We start from the raw sequence: 16172 nt of genomic DNA, 5'->3' as shown, positions 1-16172 counted from the left end.
CCTACCTCTTCGCGCATGGCCAGACATGCGCATGCACACACCGAACACGAAGGCGACGACCTCATCGAGGCGGCCCGTCACACGTTGACCGACAATGGCGAGCAATGGACCGGCATGCGTCAGTCGGTGTTCGAGGAACTTGCCCGCCACGACAAGCCGGCCAGCGCCTATGACATTGCCGACAATCTCTCGCAAAGCCGCGGCAAGCGGGTGGCGCCCAACAGCGTCTACCGGATCCTCGACCTGTTCGTGCGGACCAATCTCGCCAACCGGATCGAGAGCGCCAATGCCTATCTGGTCAACACCCATCCGGGGTGCCGCCACGACTGTATCTTCCTGATCTGCGACGATTGCGGCAAGGCCACGCATATCGACGACGACCGTGTCACCGGCGCGCTGCGCGTAGCGGGGCAGGACGCGGGCTTCACCGATGTCCGCCCGGTGGTCGAACTGCGCGGGCTATGCGACGATTGCGCCCGCTGAGGCGCGCCGCCAAACCGTTCATTTGCGGCGATAAAGCGTTCATCGACAGTTGCGTTTCGCGAGTGTAGAGCTTGTCCGCATGACAAGTCGCCCCAAGACCCCCCTCCTCGATACGGTCAATACACCCGACGATCTGCGCAAGCTGGGCAAGGACCAGCTCCGCCAGCTGTCCGACGAATTGCGCGCCGAGATGATCGACGCCGTCGGTACCACCGGGGGCCATCTGGGATCGGGACTGGGCGTGGTCGAGCTGACCACCGCGATCCATTACGTGTTCGACACGCCGCAGGACAAGCTGGTGTGGGATGTCGGCCACCAATGCTATCCGCACAAGATCCTCACCGGGCGCCGCGATCGCATCCGCACGCTGCGCCAGGGCGGCGGGCTGAGCGGGTTCACCAAGCGCAGCGAAAGCGAATACGATCCGTTTGGCGCGGCGCATAGCTCGACCTCGATCAGCGCGGCGCTGGGCTTCGCCATGGCCAACAAGATGCAGGACCGGGCCGGGCGCGGGATCGCGGTGATCGGCGATGGCGCGATGAGCGCGGGCATGGCTTATGAAGCGATGAACAATGCCGAACAGGCGGGCAACCGGCTGGTCGTCATCCTCAATGACAACGACATGTCGATCGCGCCGCCGGTGGGCGGCCTGTCCGCCTATCTCGCGCGGATGGTGTCGAGCAGCGAATATCTCGGCCTGCGTTCGATGGCGTCGAAACTCGCCAAGAAGCTCGGCCGCCGCGTCTGGGGCGGGCTGGAAAAGGCCGAGGAATACGCGCGCGGCATGGCGACCGGCGGCACGCTGTTCGAGGAACTCGGCTTCTATTATGTCGGCCCGATCGACGGGCACAATCTCGACCACCTCATCCCGGTGCTCGAAAATGTCCGCGACAGCGAACAGGGCCCGGTGCTGATCCATGTCGTGACGCAGAAGGGCAAGGGCTATGCCCCGGCCGAAAACAGCGCCGACAAGTATCACGGGGTCGCCAAGTTCGACGTCGTCACTGGCGAACAGAAGAAATCCAAGGGCGGCCCACCCGCCTATCAGAACGTCTTTGGCGAAACGCTGGCAAAGCTCGCTGATAGCGACCCGCGCATCTGTGCCATCACCGCCGCCATGCCCAGCGGCACCGGCGTCGACAAATTCGCGCAGGCGCATCCTGGCAGGGCCTTCGACGTCGGCATCGCCGAACAGCACGGGGTGACCTTTGCCGCAGGCCTCGCTGCCGAGGGCATGCGCCCCTTTGCCGCGATCTATTCGACTTTCCTCCAGCGCGCCTACGATCAGGTGGTGCACGATGTGGCGATCCAGAACCTGCCCGTGCGTTTCGCGATCGACCGCGCCGGTCTGGTCGGCGCGGATGGTTGCACGCATGCCGGCAGCTTCGACATCACCTATCTCGCGACGCTGCCCAATTTCGTCGTCATGGCCGCCGCCGACGAGGCCGAACTGGCCGCGATGACCTATACTGCAGCCGAGTATGACGACGGGCCGATCGCCTTCCGCTACCCGCGCGGTGCGGGGACGGGCGTGGAGATTCCCGAGAAACTGGAAAAGCTTGCCATCGGCAAGGGCCGGATCGTGCGCGACGGCACCAAGGTCGCGATCCTGTCGCTCGGCGCACGGCTGGAGGAGGCCAAGAAAGCCGCCGACCAGCTCGAGGCCAAGGGCCTGTCGACGACCGTCGCCGACATGCGGTTCGCCAAACCGCTCGACACGGGCTTGATCGAGAAGCTGATGCGCAGCCACGAAGTGGTGGTCACGGTCGAGGAAGGCGCCGTGGGCGGCCTTGGCGCGCATGTCCTGACCTTCGCCAGCGACACGGGCCTGACCGATGCCGGGCTCAAGGTGCGCACCATGCGCCTGCCCGATACTTTCCAGGACCAGAACGATCCGATGAAGCAGTATGACGAGGCTGGGCTGAATGCCCCGCAGATCGTCGACACCGTGCTCGCAGCATTGCGCCACAACAGCACCGGAGTGGAAGAAGCGCGCGCCTGACCGGCGGTTTGGGGCGGCCTCTTCTCCCAGCCTGATCCTTCCCCTGCCGGGAAGCGAAAAAATCGCGGACATCATACGATGCAAGCTGGGTGCTAACTCTTTCGCAGCGCCGCCGGGAGTGGCAGGACGGTCGGTGAAAGAGAGGCCGCATGACCCTGCTGACTACCGACACGTCAAATCACGTCACGACACTGACCCTCAACCGTCCCGACACGATGAACCCGCTTGGGGCCAAGGGCGATGGGGATGCCTTCGCCGCTGCCTGCGATGCGATCAATGCCGATATGGATGTGCGCTGCGTCATCCTGACGGGCGCGGGGCGCGCGTTCAGCGCGGGCGGCGATATCAAGGCGATGAAGGAGCGGACCGGGACCTTCGGCGGGACTGCGCCCGAGATATCCGACGGCTATCGTAACAACATCCACAAGGTGCTGCGCGCGCTCTACGGTCTGCGCGTACCGCTGATCGCTGCGGTCAACGGGCCGGCGATCGGGCTTGGCTGCGACCTTGCCTGCCTCGCCGATATGCGTATCGCGAGCGACCGCGCGAAATTCGGCGTCACTTTCCTCAAGCTCGGGATCATCCCCGGCGATGGCGGGACCTGGATCCTGCCGCGTATTATCGGCGAGGCGCGCGCTTCCGAACTCTTCTACACCGGCGACGTTATCGACGCGGCCACCGCGCGCGACTGGGGCCTCGTGAGCCGCGTGGTCGAGGGCGAGGCGCTGATGGACGAGGCGCACGCGCTCGCGGCCAGGGTTGCCGCCATGCCCCCGCATGCGCTGCGACATGCCAAGAACCTGATGCGGCAGGGGCGGTCGGTGACCTATGACACCGCGCTCGAAATGGCGGCAAACACGCAGGCGCTGATGCATCTGACCCAGGACCACATGGAAGGGGTGGATGCGCTGATCGAGAAGCGCGCCGCCAAATTCACGGGCGACTGACGCGGCGAAGCACCCGCCCGATGCTTGCCTGTTGCGGTAAAATCGGAGAGACTTTGCCCGCGAGGGGGATAGCATGCCCGTAGGAGTGCTCGAAGTCATCGTCTGGACCTGCGTCGGCCTGTTCGTCGGCGTCGTCCTGCTCGGGTTCGCCGCGCTGGTCGGCTGGTGGCACCCACGCGACGAGGAAACGGGCAAATGGCTCAAGCGCTCGGTCGTCTTCCCGCTGGTCGGCGGCGTGGTCGGCTTCGCGACCCTGGAGTTCGGTAGCGGACGCGATACGCCGCTTCCGCCCGAACCGAGCCCGACCGTATCACCGACGGTGTCGCCTTCACCGTTCCTGCCGACCGGCACACCCACGCCGACGCCCCGCCCCACGCCGACGGGAACACCTACGCCCCCCGATCCCGGTCCGCTGGCTGAGGCGTGTACCGTTTCGGTCCCGCAGTCGCTGACCATCTGGGCAGACGAGCAACTGGGTGAGCCCCCTGCCTTCACCTGCGCGGGCCGCCAGCCATATCCGACCTGCCTCGACCCGCTGCGCCAGCGTTCGCGCCCTGAAATATCGTCGGCGGCGGCGCGTGAGTGCGGCGATGCGCTGGCCGCTTTCCGCCGTGAATATGTCGCCCCCGTCTATGGCGCAAAGGCCACCTATCAGGTCAATCTCGACACTGCCGAAGCCGCCTTGCGGCTGCGTACCTCGGATGAGGCGGTGGAGCGATATGACTACGTCACTGCCGAAATCAGCCGGATGAACGGACGCGAGTGGGATGGGTTCGTCGCCATCGACCGCCAGTCGCGGGAGGACATGCGCGCCTGCCAGGACGAGCGGCGCTGCCTCGACGAATAGCCGCCGGTCAGAGCCAGCGCCATATTCCGGCGGGAATACCGTTGGCGTGGATGTGGCCATAGGTCGCGGCGAGCCAGATGATGAACCCGCCGATCCAGGCAATCCCTCCCGCCCTCGCCAGCCCGCCGAAGCGCGGCCAATAGCTGGTCCGTTCTTCCCATCCGGTCCAAGCGTCGCCCATTTGGCTTTCCTTCTTGCGGTCCTGCAAATGCGCACCGAGCAGCGCCAGCAGGCCGATTGCGGCTGCGAGAATAATTTGGCGCGGGGTCGGGCTGAGCAGGACATGCGTCGCGGCCCACAGCGCGATCGACCACATCATCGGGTGACGCGTGACGTGGAAGACGCCGTGGGGGTCTTGCGCCGCATGCGCCGCCGCGCGCGGATCGGGCAGCGCGGGATTTCGCTGGAACGACCCCGCCAGCAGGACCGAAGCAATCAGCATGATCACGGTGGCAATCGCCCATAGGACGTCACCCGATCCGTTCCACAAGGGGACCCCTCCCGGTCCGACCGCCCGAAACGCCATCGCCGCCCAGACGAATGTCGCCAGCGCGACCAGCGAATAGAGCGCGCGAAAGCCATTCTCGCCCAGCGCGCCGACCAGCGGGCCGCGCAGCGGGTGCGACAGCGCAAAATGCATCCCGACAAAGGCGAGTGAAGCAGCGAGCAGCGAAACCAAGGCCTGATCCATGATCGACTCCCATGTTTACAGCGTCAACATGGATAGCAGAAGCGGTACGCGAAGCAAGCGGCATTCGCAGTGGCTGGATTATGCGGCGGGTTCGATCCCGAGCAGCTGGACGGTGAACAGCAGCGTCGCACCGCCGGGGATCGGCCCCTTGCCGCCTGGCCCATAGGCGAGGTCGGCGGGCGCGGCGATCTCGATCGTGTCGCCCACGCCCATTTCGGGGATCGCCATCTGCCACGCCTTGATCAGCCGGCCCAATGGGAAAGTCGCCGGTTCGCCGCGGTCGAAACTGCTGTCGAAGGTCTCGCCATCGAGGAAGGTTCCCGCGTAATGCACGGTCACCGTGTCCTCCACGCGCGGCTTGTCGCTGCTGCCTGCATAGTCGACATAGCGCCACTTGAGCCCGCCCGGCATCGCGCGCCAGCCGTCCTCATGCGACAGGCCGGCGAGATAGGCCTGTTGCGCATTCATCCAGGCGATGTCCTGCGACCGGTCGGGCGGCGTATCCTGTGCGGATAACGCATGGAAGCCGACTGCGGCGGCGGCCGCGCCCAGCGCCAGCAGGGTGGTACGCGTTTCCTTCACCGGCCTACCAGTCGTAGCCCTTGGGAAGATCGCTCTCGTCAAGATCGCGATAGCGCTCCTTGAGACGGCTCTGGTGGTTGTCCAGCGGCTGCTCCACGCCGTCGATGAACACCTTGACCGGCATCGAACCCACTTGGAGCGGATCGCCGTCCCAGATCACCAGGTCGCCCATCGCACCCGGGGCGAGCACCCCGGCCTCGCCGCCCATGCCGCTGATGCTGGCGGGCACCGAGGTGATCGCCGCAAAGGCCTGGCCCCAGCTCAAACCGTCGGCCCCGGGCACGCGGGTGAGCGCCACGAGATTGCCCGCGTACTGGTTGAGGTTGCGCGGGTTCTCCATCGCGGCGGCGTTGAGCGCGACCTTGACTCCGGCTTTCACCATCCGCCCGATATTGCTCTGCGTTGCCGCCAGCTCCTCGAAATTGGCAGGCAGATCGTCGAGTCCGTCGGCGATGACAGGCACGCCGGCTGCAGCGATCTCGCGGGCGACGAGCCAGCCTTCGCTGGCGCCAACGAGCACGAGGTCGAGCCGCGGGAATTCACTCTTAAGCGCAAGCGTGCTGCGGATGTCGGAAGCGCGCTCCACATAGACGTAAAGCGGCTGTTCACCGCGGACGACCGGGGCCAGTGCCGCCGCGTCGAACCGGGTGAGCAGGACCTCGTCGCTGCGGATGTCGGCGCTGGTGGCCGCGCGGTTGGCGCTCGCCTCGCGCAGCGCGGCGCGCAGCAGCGTGTGCGTGGCGACGCGGCTGCCGCCCGCGATCCGCCCGCCATATTCGCCGAGCGCCACGACCTGGAAGGCGCGCGGCCGCGTAACCGCGTCGGGATCGGCCCCCAGATCGATCACCGCGCCCTGCCCGCCGAAGATCGAGCTCGAGGGCAGTGTGACCGTGGCGGCGCGGGTGATGCCCGAAGCGCGGTGCACGAGGATGTGCTGCGAGGAAGGATTGATCACCGGAGCCACATCGAGCGCCGCGCTGAACGGCGCCCCGCCGGCGCGTGTGTCGTTCGATTCGCTCACCGCGCCGACGTCCCACAGGCCGAGGCTGGTAATAGTCGCGAAGATGCCCGGGGTAACCCAGGCACCGTTCGCGTCAATCGCGGGCAGGTTGCTGGCGGGCGTACCGCTGCCGATCGCGGAGACCTTGCCGTTCTCGATCACGACATAACCGCTCTCGATCGGTTCGCTGCCATCGCCCGAGGCGACAGTGGCGTTGGTCACGACGAAGCTCTGCGCGGCGGCAGGCGCGGCAACGGCGATGGCGGCGGAGGCGAGAAGCGTTGCAAGAGCCTTCATTTCACGTCTCCTTCACCGGGCTGGCCGAGCTCGAAATCGCTCACCGGGCGGCGCTTGCGGTCCATTGCGTCGAACATCAGCGCGCCGTCGACCCAGACCTTTTCGGGCCGCGAATAGACCGACAGCGGATCGCCGTTCCACAGCACGACGTCGGCCATCTTTCCGGCCTCGAGGCTGCCGGTCATCTCGGCGATGCCCATGGCCTTGGCGGCGTTGTAGGTGAACCAGCCGACCACTTCGGCATCGGGAATGTCGATCCCCAGCCGAAGCCCGGCGGCCTGCGCCTTGGCCGCTTCCTGGTTGAGCCGCTGGATGCCGTTCTCGTCGTCGGAGTGGATCACCACGCAGGCATCCGCCTGGCGCAGCAGCGCCGCGTTTTCGAGGATGCCGTCATAGGCTTCCATCTTGAAGCCGTACCAGTCCGCCCAGATCGCGCTGCAGACGTCGTTTTCGCGCAGCAGGTCGCCGATCTTGTAGGCTTCGACCGCGTGGTGGAAGGCGGTGACCTTGTAGCCCATCTCCTTGGCCATATCCATCACCAGCGCCATTTCGTCGGCGCGGTAGCAATGGTTGTGGACGAGGATCTCGCCGTCGAGCACGCCCTTGAGCGTTTCCTTGCCCAGATCGCGCTTCTTGCCGTCATAGGCCTCCGCATCGAGCCACATCTGCCGGTTGACCGCGAAATTGCCCATGCGGGTGGAGGGCGCGCGGCCCTTGCCGCCGTAGACGCGTTTGGGGTTCTCGCCGCAGGCCATCTTCATGCCGTAGGGCGCGCCGGGGAACTTCATCCCCTGCACGGTCCGCGCGGAAACGTTCTTCAGCGTCACCGAGCGGCCGCCGGTCAGGTTCGCCGAACCCGGCAGGATCTGCAGGCTGGTGACGCCGCCATTGGCCAGCGCGCGGGTGAAGCCCGGGTCCTGCGGCCAAACCGAATGTTCGGCCCAGACTTCGGGCGTCATCGGGCTGGTTGCTTCATTGCCGTCCGAATGCGCCTGCACGCTGGGGGTGGGATAGTCGCCCAGGTGCGAATGGATGTCTATCACCCCCGGGGTGACGAACTTGCCGCTGCCATCGATCCGATCGTAGCCCTCGGTGGCCAGCGAGGCATCGCCGACGGCAACGACCTTGCCGTCGCGGAACAGCACGGTGCCGTTGTCGATCCGGCCGCCGCGGCCGTCGTACACGGTCGCGCCGATCAGCGCCGTCGGACGGCCGGGATAGGGGGTGTAGGTCGAGGGGAAGGGGGCATTGCCATCCTTGCCAACCGGCGCGGTCCAATCCTTGGTAGAGGCCGAGGCCAAGCCGTCGCCCCCGGTGGTGGAACATCCGGCAACCGCAAATGCGGCCGCGCAGGCGAGCAAGGTATATTTCTTCATGGAACCCCCAATGCAGTCGGGCCGGAGCATCGCTGCCCCGGCCCGCGCGGTCAATTGCATTTTGTCGGCGCTATCAAGCAGTTCGCAGATTGGCACCGGATAGCGGATCAGCCCAACGGGCGTGTTTCCGGATGGATACCGGCGCCCTGCGGTTCGCCCGGACCCTCGCTCTGGCCGAGCAGGTCGTCGCCGACATCGTCGTCCTGAAGCGTATCGAGATGCATGAGCTTCTTGATCAGCGGGCTGATGACCATCACGCCGACACCGATCGCGATCGCATACCAGCCGACGGTCGAATAGACGTCCAGCACGACCTGCTTGCCCGCTTCCTCGCCCACGCCTTCGGCACCGGTGGCCGAGGCGATCAGGCCGGCGGCGAAGTTGCCGGTGGCCGAAGCGAAGAACCAGGTGCCCATGATCAGCGACGCCATATGTGACGGCGCCAGACGGTTCATGGCCGAGAGGCCGACCGGTGACAGGCACAGCTCGCCGGTGGTGTGCAGCAGGTAGATCAGGAAGATGAACAGCACGGGCACGGCTGCGTCCATGCCGACCGACTGCGCGCCCCATACGAGGACGAGGAAGCCAAGGCCGACCTGGACGACACCCAGGCCGAACTTGAGCGGGGCGCTGGGTTCCATCCCCTTGCGGCCTAGCGTTTGCCAGGTAACCGCAAACACCGGGGCGAGCAGGATGATGTAGATCGCATTGATCGACTGGAAGGTCGATGCCGGCACGCCGCCGCGATCGACATGGCGATCGGTGAACAGGTTGAGGCTCGAGCCCGCCTGTTCGAACAGCGCCCAGAAGACGATCGAGGTCAAGATCAGGAACATCGCTGCGAAAATGCGGTCGCGTTCTTCGCTGGGCAGCTTCACCACCGCAGTGAACAGCACGTAAAGCACCAGCGACCCACCGAAGAGGCCGAGCACGTAGCCGACCATGTCCTGATACTGGATCGCAAGCCAGCAGACGCCGACCAGTGCGATGCCCACGCCGTACATCGACCATTCGGTCTTCTTGGCAAGCTGCTTGGGCGGTTCGCCGCGGCCGAGCAGCAGCGGCTTGCCCCAGACGAACACGACCAGACCGGCCAGCATGCCGATCCCTGCAAGACCGAAGCCATAGGCCCAGCCATAGGTCTCGCCGATATAGCCGCACAGCAGCGAACCGATCGCGGCGCCGAGGTTAATCCCCATGTAGAAGATGGTGTAGGCCGCATCGCGGCGCGTATCGGTGCGCGGATAGAGCTGGCCGACAATCACCGAGATATTCGCCTTGAGGAAGCCCGAGCCGACGATGATCAGCGCCAGTGCCAGCCAGAAAACGTAGACGATCGGGTTGTTCTCCGTCCCCGCGGCGGGATCGCCTTCGAAGGCCATGAAGAAATGGCCCAGCGTCAGCAGGACCGCGCCGAACAGCACCGCCTTCCTCTGCCCGAGATACTTGTCGGCGAGATAGCCGCCGACCACCGGGGTGATGTACACCAAGGCGGTATAGGCGCCGTAGATGATGCCCGCATCGCTGTCCGAAAACAGCCAGTGCTTAGTCAGGTAGAAGATCAGCAGGGCGCGCATCCCGTAATAGGAAAAACGCTCCCACATCTCGGCGAAGAACAGGACGAACAGTCCCTTGGGGTGGCCCAGGAATGTTCCTGCCGAATCCCCGTCAACCGGTTGTGTTGTGGCCATGCGTGGCAAACCTCTTGTAGTGTTCAGGAAGCCGCACACAGGGCTTCCTCCCCGAAGAAGCGGGCACCCTAACGGCTTGCGCGCTCATGTGAAGCATTAGTTACACTCGTGACCGGCTGGTTCGCGAATGGCGGTTTGGCCGGGAACCTTGCGCGCTCCGGTGTATTATGGCACTGATGCAGTCAGCTTCGGGGAACACGTGATGCGTAACCAGTCCAAGCCGGTCTATCTCAAGCTGCGTGACATGATCGCAGCGGCGATTATCGATGGACGCTATGCCGAAGGCGACATGCTGCCCTCGGTCCGCGCGCTGGCTGCCGAGCAGGGCGCCAATCCGTTAACCGTCGCCAAGGCTTACCAGCAGTTCCAGAACGACGGCCTGGTCGAAGTCCAGCGCGGGGTCGGCATGTATGTCGTCGACGGCGCGGCCGAGCGCCTGCGCCGGTCGGAACGCGACGCTTTCCTGCGCGAGGAATGGCCCGAGATCAGGGCGCGGATGAACCGCCTCGGCGTCTCGGCCAGCGAACTGCTTGCCGAAGCCTGAGGGCCGGGCTGAAATTTACAGCTGTGAACTTGCGGGCAACCGCGGCTTCTGCCACAACCAGCGGATTGGAATCGGGCAAGAAAGCATGATTTCGGTGGGGCGCGTGGTAATAACCCATTTGTGGCCGAGTGGGCCAGGAGACGCCAAATGATCCGATCCGAACTTCTTGCTGCCCTTGCCCAGGATAATCCCGAGCTGCGGGCCGAAGAGGTCGAACAGGTCGTGGACGTCTTCTTCGAAGAAATTGCCCAGCGCCTGAGCGAAGGCGGACGCGTCGAACTACGCGGGTTCGGCGCCTTTTCCACGCGTGAGCGCGAAGCACGCAAGGGCCGCAACCCGCGCACCGGGGAAACGGTCGATGTGCCCGCCAAGCGCGTGCCCTATTTCAAGCCCGGCAAGGATATGCGTCGCCGTCTCAACGACGACTGACGTTTCCCTATAGCTCAAGATCGATGATTGCCCGCCCGCCGGGCAGCGATTAGGGCTGCTTGCCGCAGGCGGGTGTGGCGGAATGGTAGACGCCGGGGACTTAAAATCCCCTGTCCTTTGGACGTGTGGGTTCGAGTCCCACCACCCGCACCAACGCTGTCGCATCCCTTTCGATGAACCAAGCGCGCCCTTCCGCGAATAATTCGCAAAGGCCTTATCTCCGCGTTAACCCCTAGCGTTATATTAGGGGCCTTCAAAGGATCGCTGGGCCAGGGAACCGTGGCAGACAAGCCGTAGCTGCGGGTACCTGGAGAATTTAGGGGCGATGGAATTTACCACCGAACTCTACATGGACGATAACGCTTCCTCGACCGGACCCGAACAGCGCGCTGCGCCGCGCTTCATCTCGCTTATCCGCGCGGCGAAACTGGTGTGCGGACAGGGCGAGTTCGTCTGCGTTATCCGTGATGTCTCGGCGACCGGCGTATCCGTGCGCACCTTCCATCGCTTGCCGACCGATGCGGCGATCGCGCTCGAATTGCAGAACGGTGAAACCTACGAGCTGGAACTGGTCCGCTCCGAGGGCTTCGAGGCGAGCTATCGTTTCGTCACCCCGATCGCGGTCGAACAGCTGATCCAGGAAGATTGGGGTTACCCCAAGCGCCAGCTGCGTCTCAACATCATGCTTCCGCTTGTGGTTTCCGCGCTGACGGGCCGGGGCAAGGCGGTCACGCTCAATGTCTCGCAGCAGGGCGCGCGGATCGAATGCGACCACGTCTTCTCGATCGACCAGCGCGTGACGATTTCCTGCGACCAATTGCCCGACATCCGCTGCACGGTGCGCTGGCGCAAGGATGCCAACTACGGACTGGTGTTCGAAGATACCTTTACGCTGGCCGATTTCGCCAAGCTGGCCGCCAAGGTGCAATGCCCCGCGCTGCTGCAGGACCAGAGGTAATACGCGTCGGTCTCACGCGAAGCCTTGCTCTTATCTAGCCGGCGACGAAATCCATCGCGGCGCCGTTGATGCAATGGCGCTTGCCGGTCGGCTTGGGGCCATCGTTGAAGATATGGCCCAGATGCCCGCCGCAATCGGCGCAATGCACTTCGGTGCGCGGATAGCCGATCTTGTAATCGGTGGCGGTGCCGACCGCGCCCGTGTCGATGGCTTGCCAGAAGCTGGGCCAGCCGGTTTTTGAATCGTATTTGGCCCTTGAGCTGTAAAGCGCATTGCCGCAGCCCGCGCAGGTGAAGGTACCCGCGCGCTGTTCGTCATTGAGCCGCGAGGAATAGGGCCGTTCCGTCCCCGCCTCGCGCAGGATCGCGAATTCCTGTTTGCTGAGCCGCTGGCGCCATTCGGCGGCCGTGTACTTAACCCGAAAATCCTTCGCCTCAGCCGCGCCAGAGCCGCACGCAGCCAGTCCCGCGAAGCTCGCAGAGGCACCGATCCAGCCAAGCAGGCGGCGGCGATCGAGGGACGGGTCGGTCATCGGGTGCGGTCTCATGGCGTGGAGGAATAGCCCCCCACGCCTGAACCTACGCTTGAACCGCGCGACGGGTCACCGCCCGCAGTCAGAACTGGGTGACCTCGACCTCGAGCTTGCGGAAGCCGTGGACGAAATTCGCCCGCACGCGCTCGATATCGCCCGCGACATGCACGCGGATGCGGCGCTTGTGCATTTCCTCGAGCAGGATCCGCAGCTGGAGCTCGGCCAGGCGCGCGCCGACGCAGCGGTGGATGCCATAACCGAAAGCGATGTGGCGGCGGGCATTCTCGCGCATCAGGTCGAGCTTGTCGGGATTCTCGAACACTTCCTCGTCGCGATTGGCCGAGAGATACCAGAGCACGACCTTGTCGCCCTTCTTGATCGTCTGGCCGAACACTTCGGTATCCTCGGTGCAGGTGCGCCGCATATGCGCCAGCGGGGTCTGCATGCGGAGCATTTCCTGGACCGCATTGGGGATCACGTCGGGGTTCTGTTCGAACAGCTTGCGCTGCTCGGGGTTCTTGTCGAGCTGATAGACGAAGCCGCTCATCGAATTGCGCGTTGTGTCGTTGCCGCCCACGATCAGCAGGATCAGATTGCCCATGAATTCCTGCGGGCTCATCTGGTTCATCGCTTCGGAATGGATCATCATCGAGATGAGATCGTCGCCCGGTTCCTTGTCATGCGTACGCTCGATCCACAGCGACTGGAAATAGGCCGCCATCTCGTTGAGGAAGCCCCAGCGCATCTCGTCGAGATCGCGCACGGTGGCGAGCTCGGTATCGCCCGCCCAATCGGACCAGAAGGTCAGCAGGCGGCGGTCTTCCCAGGGGAAACCGAACAGGATCGCGAGCATGCCCGTGGTCAGCTCGATCGAGACCTTGTCGACCCAGTCGAACACTTCGCCGCGCGGCAGGCTGTCGAGCAGTTCGCCGGTGCGCTGGCGGATCTCGCCTTCCATCTCGGCCATGCCGCTGGGCGTGAACTTGGGCGCGACGGTGCGCCGCTGGCCGGTGTGCTGCGGGCGGTCCATGGCGATGAACATCGGCAGCTCGCGCCGCTCCTCGATGCCCGCCTCGGCGAGTTCCTCATCGGTCAGCCGGTTGAGGATGGTGATCCCGCCATGCTCCCAGCTGGACGAAAAGGTGTCGGGCAGTGCTTCGATATGCTGGATTGCCTTGTGGCCGACCACTGCCCAATAGGGGCCGAAGGGGCTCTCGGGGATGTAATGCAGCGGTCCGGCTTCGCGCATCTCCTTGAAGATCGGCTGCCAGGTGTTCTCGGAATAGATGTCGCTGCGGCTGACATCCCATTTGTGCGGGTGGCTGAGGCGTTCCTCGGGGTGCTCCGCAAAATGCTTTTTCAGCGCTTCATGCGCTCTGGGTTCGGTACGGCATTGGGGGCGTTCGATTGCAGCAGTGGCCATGTCTCTCTCCTCGCGGGAGCGACTCCATCCGCCGCTCTCCCTTCTATGCGGCCCATCCTGCCTTAACTGACACGTGTGTCAATAGTGCGTTGCAAATCGCCACCCAACGAGGCCGTCCGTCCGGGGGTGCGAAGTCTTACGCGGGTTCGGTCCCGCCGACATGCCCCTTCACCGCGCGTCCGCCGCGGCCCGATTTCATCACCCGGCGGCGGAAGATCATCGCCCCGAAGCGGACGAACAGGATCACGCACAGTGCCTGCCAGCCAAGCGCGAGCGCATGCGGCCACAGCGCGTCCGACTGCGCCGCACGCGCCAGCATGGCGAAGGGCGAGGACAGCGGGAAAATCGCGGCGAACAGCTCCATCGGCGAACCGGGGCGAGTGATCGAGGACGCGGCGAGGAAAAACACCAGCAGCTGCGCCATGGTGACGGGCATCGACAGCGTCTGCACCTCGCGCACGGTCGTCGCCATCCCGCCAATGGTCAGGAACAGCGAGCCGAGCAGCAGATAGCCCATCGCGAAATAGACAATCCCGAACAGCAGGAACAGCGGCCAACCCAGCGCGGGTTCGGGCAGCTGCGGCAATGCGCTACCGGCCAGCAGGCCGATCGCCGCGCCCGCTGTGGCCCACACTGCAATACCCACCAGGCTGATGCCCAGCATGGCGGCCAGCTTGCCGAGGAACACCGCGTCCATCGGGATGGCAGCGGCGAGCACTTCGATGATCTTGTTGGCCTTTTCCTCGACGAGGTTGGAGAGCACCATGCCCGCCAGCAGCATCATCAGCAGGAACAGCAGCAGCTGCCCCGCCTGCGCGGTACGGATACGGTCGCTGCGCTGCGCGGCGACACTGGTCGCGACCGGGCGCGCGGTAACTTCCGGATAGGCGGTTGCGGTCCCCCTGCCGGCATCGGCGGCGATCAGCGCGATGGGTCCGCTCCAATAGTCTATCGCGTCTGCCGGCGCAGTCAGCGCGGGCGCGGCCACCGTGCCGCTGATCACCGCGGTATAGTTTTTGCCCGGCTCGCGCAGAATCTGTTCGGGCGAGGCTGCGCTGGCGCTCGACTGGAGTTCGGGGAGCGCCATGCCGATCTGCGGGGCGAGCCGCGCGCGTGCCGCGATCATCGCCTGCGTGTCGGCTTCGGCCATGGCCACCGCGATAACGCGGGTATTGGCGTCGCGCTGCACTTGTCCGCCGATCCCGCCTGCCAGCGCTCCGATAACGATCGGGAACAGCGGGCCCAGTAGGAAGAAGAAGAATGCGCGGCTGAACAGGATCGCGTGGAAATCGCGCTTGGCCACGACGCGCGCGGCTTCGAACAGCGACAGGCGGGTGGTGTCGGTCATCGCGGCGCTCCTGCGGCCTGGTCTTCCTCGAGTGCGCGGGCCGCCGCTTCGCCGGCAATCTCGACGAAGGCATCGTGCAGTCCGGCGCGCTCGATCGACAGCGACAGGATACCGGCTTCGCCATCGATCAGCTGCTTGAGCAAGGCTTCGATCCCCGTCTCGGGAACGGGGAAGAACCAGAAATGGCTGCCATCCGCCTTGGCATTATGGCGGGCATCCGCGGGGAGCGCCGCGCGCCAGGCGCCGTCGCGCTGGCGCGTCTCGAGCCGGACCTGCGCGGGGATGCGGTCGCGTGCGGCATCGACCGACCCGGCATAGGGGACCTTGCCCCCGGCAATGATCGCGACCTCGTCGCATAGCCGCTCGGCGTGGTGGATGACATGCGTCGAGAAGATCACCGTGGTGCCATTGTCCGCCAGCTCGCGGATCATCACTTCGAGCTTGCCCTGGTTGATCGCATCGAGCCCGCTGAAGGGCTCGTCGAACACGACCAGACGCGGGCGGTGGACCAGCGTGCCGAGCAATTGCACCGTCTGCGCCATGCCCTTCGACAGCTGGCGGATCTGCCGGTCGACCGCATGGCCAAGGCCGTGGCGTTCGAGCAATTCGCGCCCGCGCGCCTTGCCTTCGGCGGTCGGCAAACCGCGCAGGGCGCCCATGAAGGCGATCGCCTCGTCGCATTTCATTGCCGGGTAGAGGCCGCGTTCCTCGGGCAGGTAACCGATCAGCTTGGCGACCTCGTGCGGGCGGTCGTTACCGAACACGCGGCGTACGCCCTGGTCGGGATCGATAATGCCCAGCAGCATGCGCAAGGTCGTGGTCTTGCCCGCGCCATTGGGGCCGAGAATGCCGTAGATCGCGCCTTCGGGCACGGCGATGTCGACGCCGTCGACCGCCAGAGTGCCGTCGAAGCGCTTGACCAGCCCGTGGGCCTCGATAGCGAGCGGGCGCTGGTCGCCAGCCGGGGGTCGCGTCATGGAGCCTGTCTCGGTAAGCATGCGCGCATGAGTAGTGGCTGGCAG

16 protein-coding genes and 1 tRNA gene are annotated in these 16172 nt (G+C 65.2%); 8 read left to right on the top strand and 9 right to left on the bottom strand.

Annotated elements, in window-relative coordinates; all coding sequences use genetic code 11:
• The first annotated feature begins 15 nt into the window (after nucleotides 1–15).
• The 4 genes from V6B15_RS12635 (at nucleotide 16) to V6B15_RS12620 (ending at nucleotide 4279) form a co-directional block, all read left to right on the top strand.
• Nucleotides 16–483 (top strand): Fur family transcriptional regulator, encoded by a 468-nt coding sequence (locus V6B15_RS12635; protein ID WP_320181340.1) that lies wholly within the window; start codon nucleotides 16–18, stop codon nucleotides 481–483.
• A 79-nt stretch (nucleotides 484–562) separates the two neighbouring features.
• Complete coding sequence (gene dxs / locus V6B15_RS12630) at nucleotides 563–2485, top strand: 1-deoxy-D-xylulose-5-phosphate synthase (protein WP_334201488.1); 1923 nt, start codon at nucleotides 563–565, stop codon at nucleotides 2483–2485.
• A 149-nt stretch (nucleotides 2486–2634) separates the two neighbouring features.
• Nucleotides 2635–3432, top strand: coding sequence for a crotonase/enoyl-CoA hydratase family protein (locus tag V6B15_RS12625; RefSeq protein WP_334201487.1), 798 nt, complete (start codon nucleotides 2635–2637; stop codon nucleotides 3430–3432).
• A 73-nt stretch (nucleotides 3433–3505) separates the two neighbouring features.
• A complete protein-coding gene (locus V6B15_RS12620; protein WP_334201486.1) occupies nucleotides 3506–4279 on the top strand; it encodes a hypothetical protein in 774 nt (257 codons plus the stop codon).
• 7 nt (nucleotides 4280–4286) lie between these two features.
• Here the strand turns inward: V6B15_RS12620 and V6B15_RS12615 are convergent, their stop codons facing one another.
• The 5 genes from V6B15_RS12615 to V6B15_RS12595 all read right to left on the bottom strand — a co-directional run bounded on the left by V6B15_RS12615 (nucleotide 4287) and on the right by V6B15_RS12595 (nucleotide 9916).
• Nucleotides 4287–4970: an NnrU family protein gene (locus tag V6B15_RS12615; protein WP_334201485.1), complete on the bottom strand. Its 684-nt coding sequence runs from the start codon at nucleotides 4968–4970 to the stop codon at nucleotides 4287–4289.
• A gap of 78 nt (nucleotides 4971–5048) precedes the next feature.
• Complete coding sequence (locus V6B15_RS12610; protein ID WP_334201484.1) at nucleotides 5049–5552, bottom strand: FKBP-type peptidyl-prolyl cis-trans isomerase; 504 nt, start codon at nucleotides 5550–5552, stop codon at nucleotides 5049–5051.
• A gap of 4 nt (nucleotides 5553–5556) precedes the next feature.
• On the bottom strand, nucleotides 5557–6849 hold the full coding sequence (locus V6B15_RS12605; protein WP_334201483.1) for an amidohydrolase family protein: 1293 nt from the start codon (nucleotides 6847–6849) through the stop codon (nucleotides 5557–5559).
• Nucleotides 6846–8225 (bottom strand): amidohydrolase, encoded by a 1380-nt coding sequence (locus V6B15_RS12600; RefSeq protein WP_334201482.1) that lies wholly within the window; start codon nucleotides 8223–8225, stop codon nucleotides 6846–6848. Before V6B15_RS12600 ends, V6B15_RS12605 begins: the two co-directional genes overlap by 4 nt.
• A gap of 107 nt (nucleotides 8226–8332) precedes the next feature.
• On the bottom strand, nucleotides 8333–9916 hold the full coding sequence (locus tag V6B15_RS12595) for a peptide MFS transporter (RefSeq protein ID WP_320181347.1): 1584 nt from the start codon (nucleotides 9914–9916) through the stop codon (nucleotides 8333–8335).
• A 202-nt stretch (nucleotides 9917–10118) separates the two neighbouring features.
• On the opposite strand from V6B15_RS12595, the gene V6B15_RS12590 reads away from it, so the two are divergent.
• From V6B15_RS12590 to V6B15_RS12575, 4 genes are all read left to right on the top strand, one after another.
• Nucleotides 10119–10460 (top strand): GntR family transcriptional regulator, encoded by a 342-nt coding sequence (locus V6B15_RS12590; protein ID WP_334201481.1) that lies wholly within the window; start codon nucleotides 10119–10121, stop codon nucleotides 10458–10460.
• Between the two features lie 48 nt (nucleotides 10461–10508).
• On the top strand, nucleotides 10509–10889 hold the full coding sequence (locus V6B15_RS12585) for an integration host factor subunit beta (protein WP_263607306.1): 381 nt from the start codon (nucleotides 10509–10511) through the stop codon (nucleotides 10887–10889).
• A gap of 68 nt (nucleotides 10890–10957) precedes the next feature.
• A tRNA-Leu gene (locus V6B15_RS12580) sits at nucleotides 10958–11042 on the top strand.
• Nucleotides 11043–11214: 172 nt separating this feature from the next.
• Complete coding sequence (locus V6B15_RS12575; protein WP_253521228.1) at nucleotides 11215–11847, top strand: PilZ domain-containing protein; 633 nt, start codon at nucleotides 11215–11217, stop codon at nucleotides 11845–11847.
• A 34-nt stretch (nucleotides 11848–11881) separates the two neighbouring features.
• On the opposite strand, the gene msrB is transcribed toward V6B15_RS12575, so the two are convergent.
• The 4 genes from msrB to V6B15_RS12555 form a co-directional block, all read right to left on the bottom strand.
• Nucleotides 11882–12379, bottom strand: a complete 498-nt coding sequence (gene msrB, locus V6B15_RS12570) for a peptide-methionine (R)-S-oxide reductase MsrB (RefSeq protein ID WP_334201480.1) — start codon at nucleotides 12377–12379, stop codon at nucleotides 11882–11884.
• A gap of 82 nt (nucleotides 12380–12461) precedes the next feature.
• On the bottom strand, nucleotides 12462–13802 hold the full coding sequence (locus tag V6B15_RS12565; RefSeq protein ID WP_334201479.1) for a cytochrome P450: 1341 nt from the start codon (nucleotides 13800–13802) through the stop codon (nucleotides 12462–12464).
• Between the two features lie 136 nt (nucleotides 13803–13938).
• A complete protein-coding gene (locus V6B15_RS12560; RefSeq protein ID WP_334201478.1) occupies nucleotides 13939–15150 on the bottom strand; it encodes an ABC transporter permease in 1212 nt (403 codons plus the stop codon).
• On the bottom strand, nucleotides 15147–16127 hold the full coding sequence (locus V6B15_RS12555; RefSeq protein WP_334201477.1) for an ABC transporter ATP-binding protein: 981 nt from the start codon (nucleotides 16125–16127) through the stop codon (nucleotides 15147–15149). The genes V6B15_RS12560 and V6B15_RS12555 overlap by 4 nt, the downstream gene beginning before the upstream one ends.
• Nucleotides 16128–16172 lie beyond the last annotated feature (45 nt).

Source organism: Qipengyuania sp. Mu-71 (genome assembly GCF_036867055.1).
Taxonomy (GTDB): Bacteria; Pseudomonadota; Alphaproteobacteria; order Sphingomonadales; family Sphingomonadaceae; genus Qipengyuania; species Qipengyuania profunda.
This window is presented reverse-complemented; position numbering and strand designations above follow the sequence as displayed.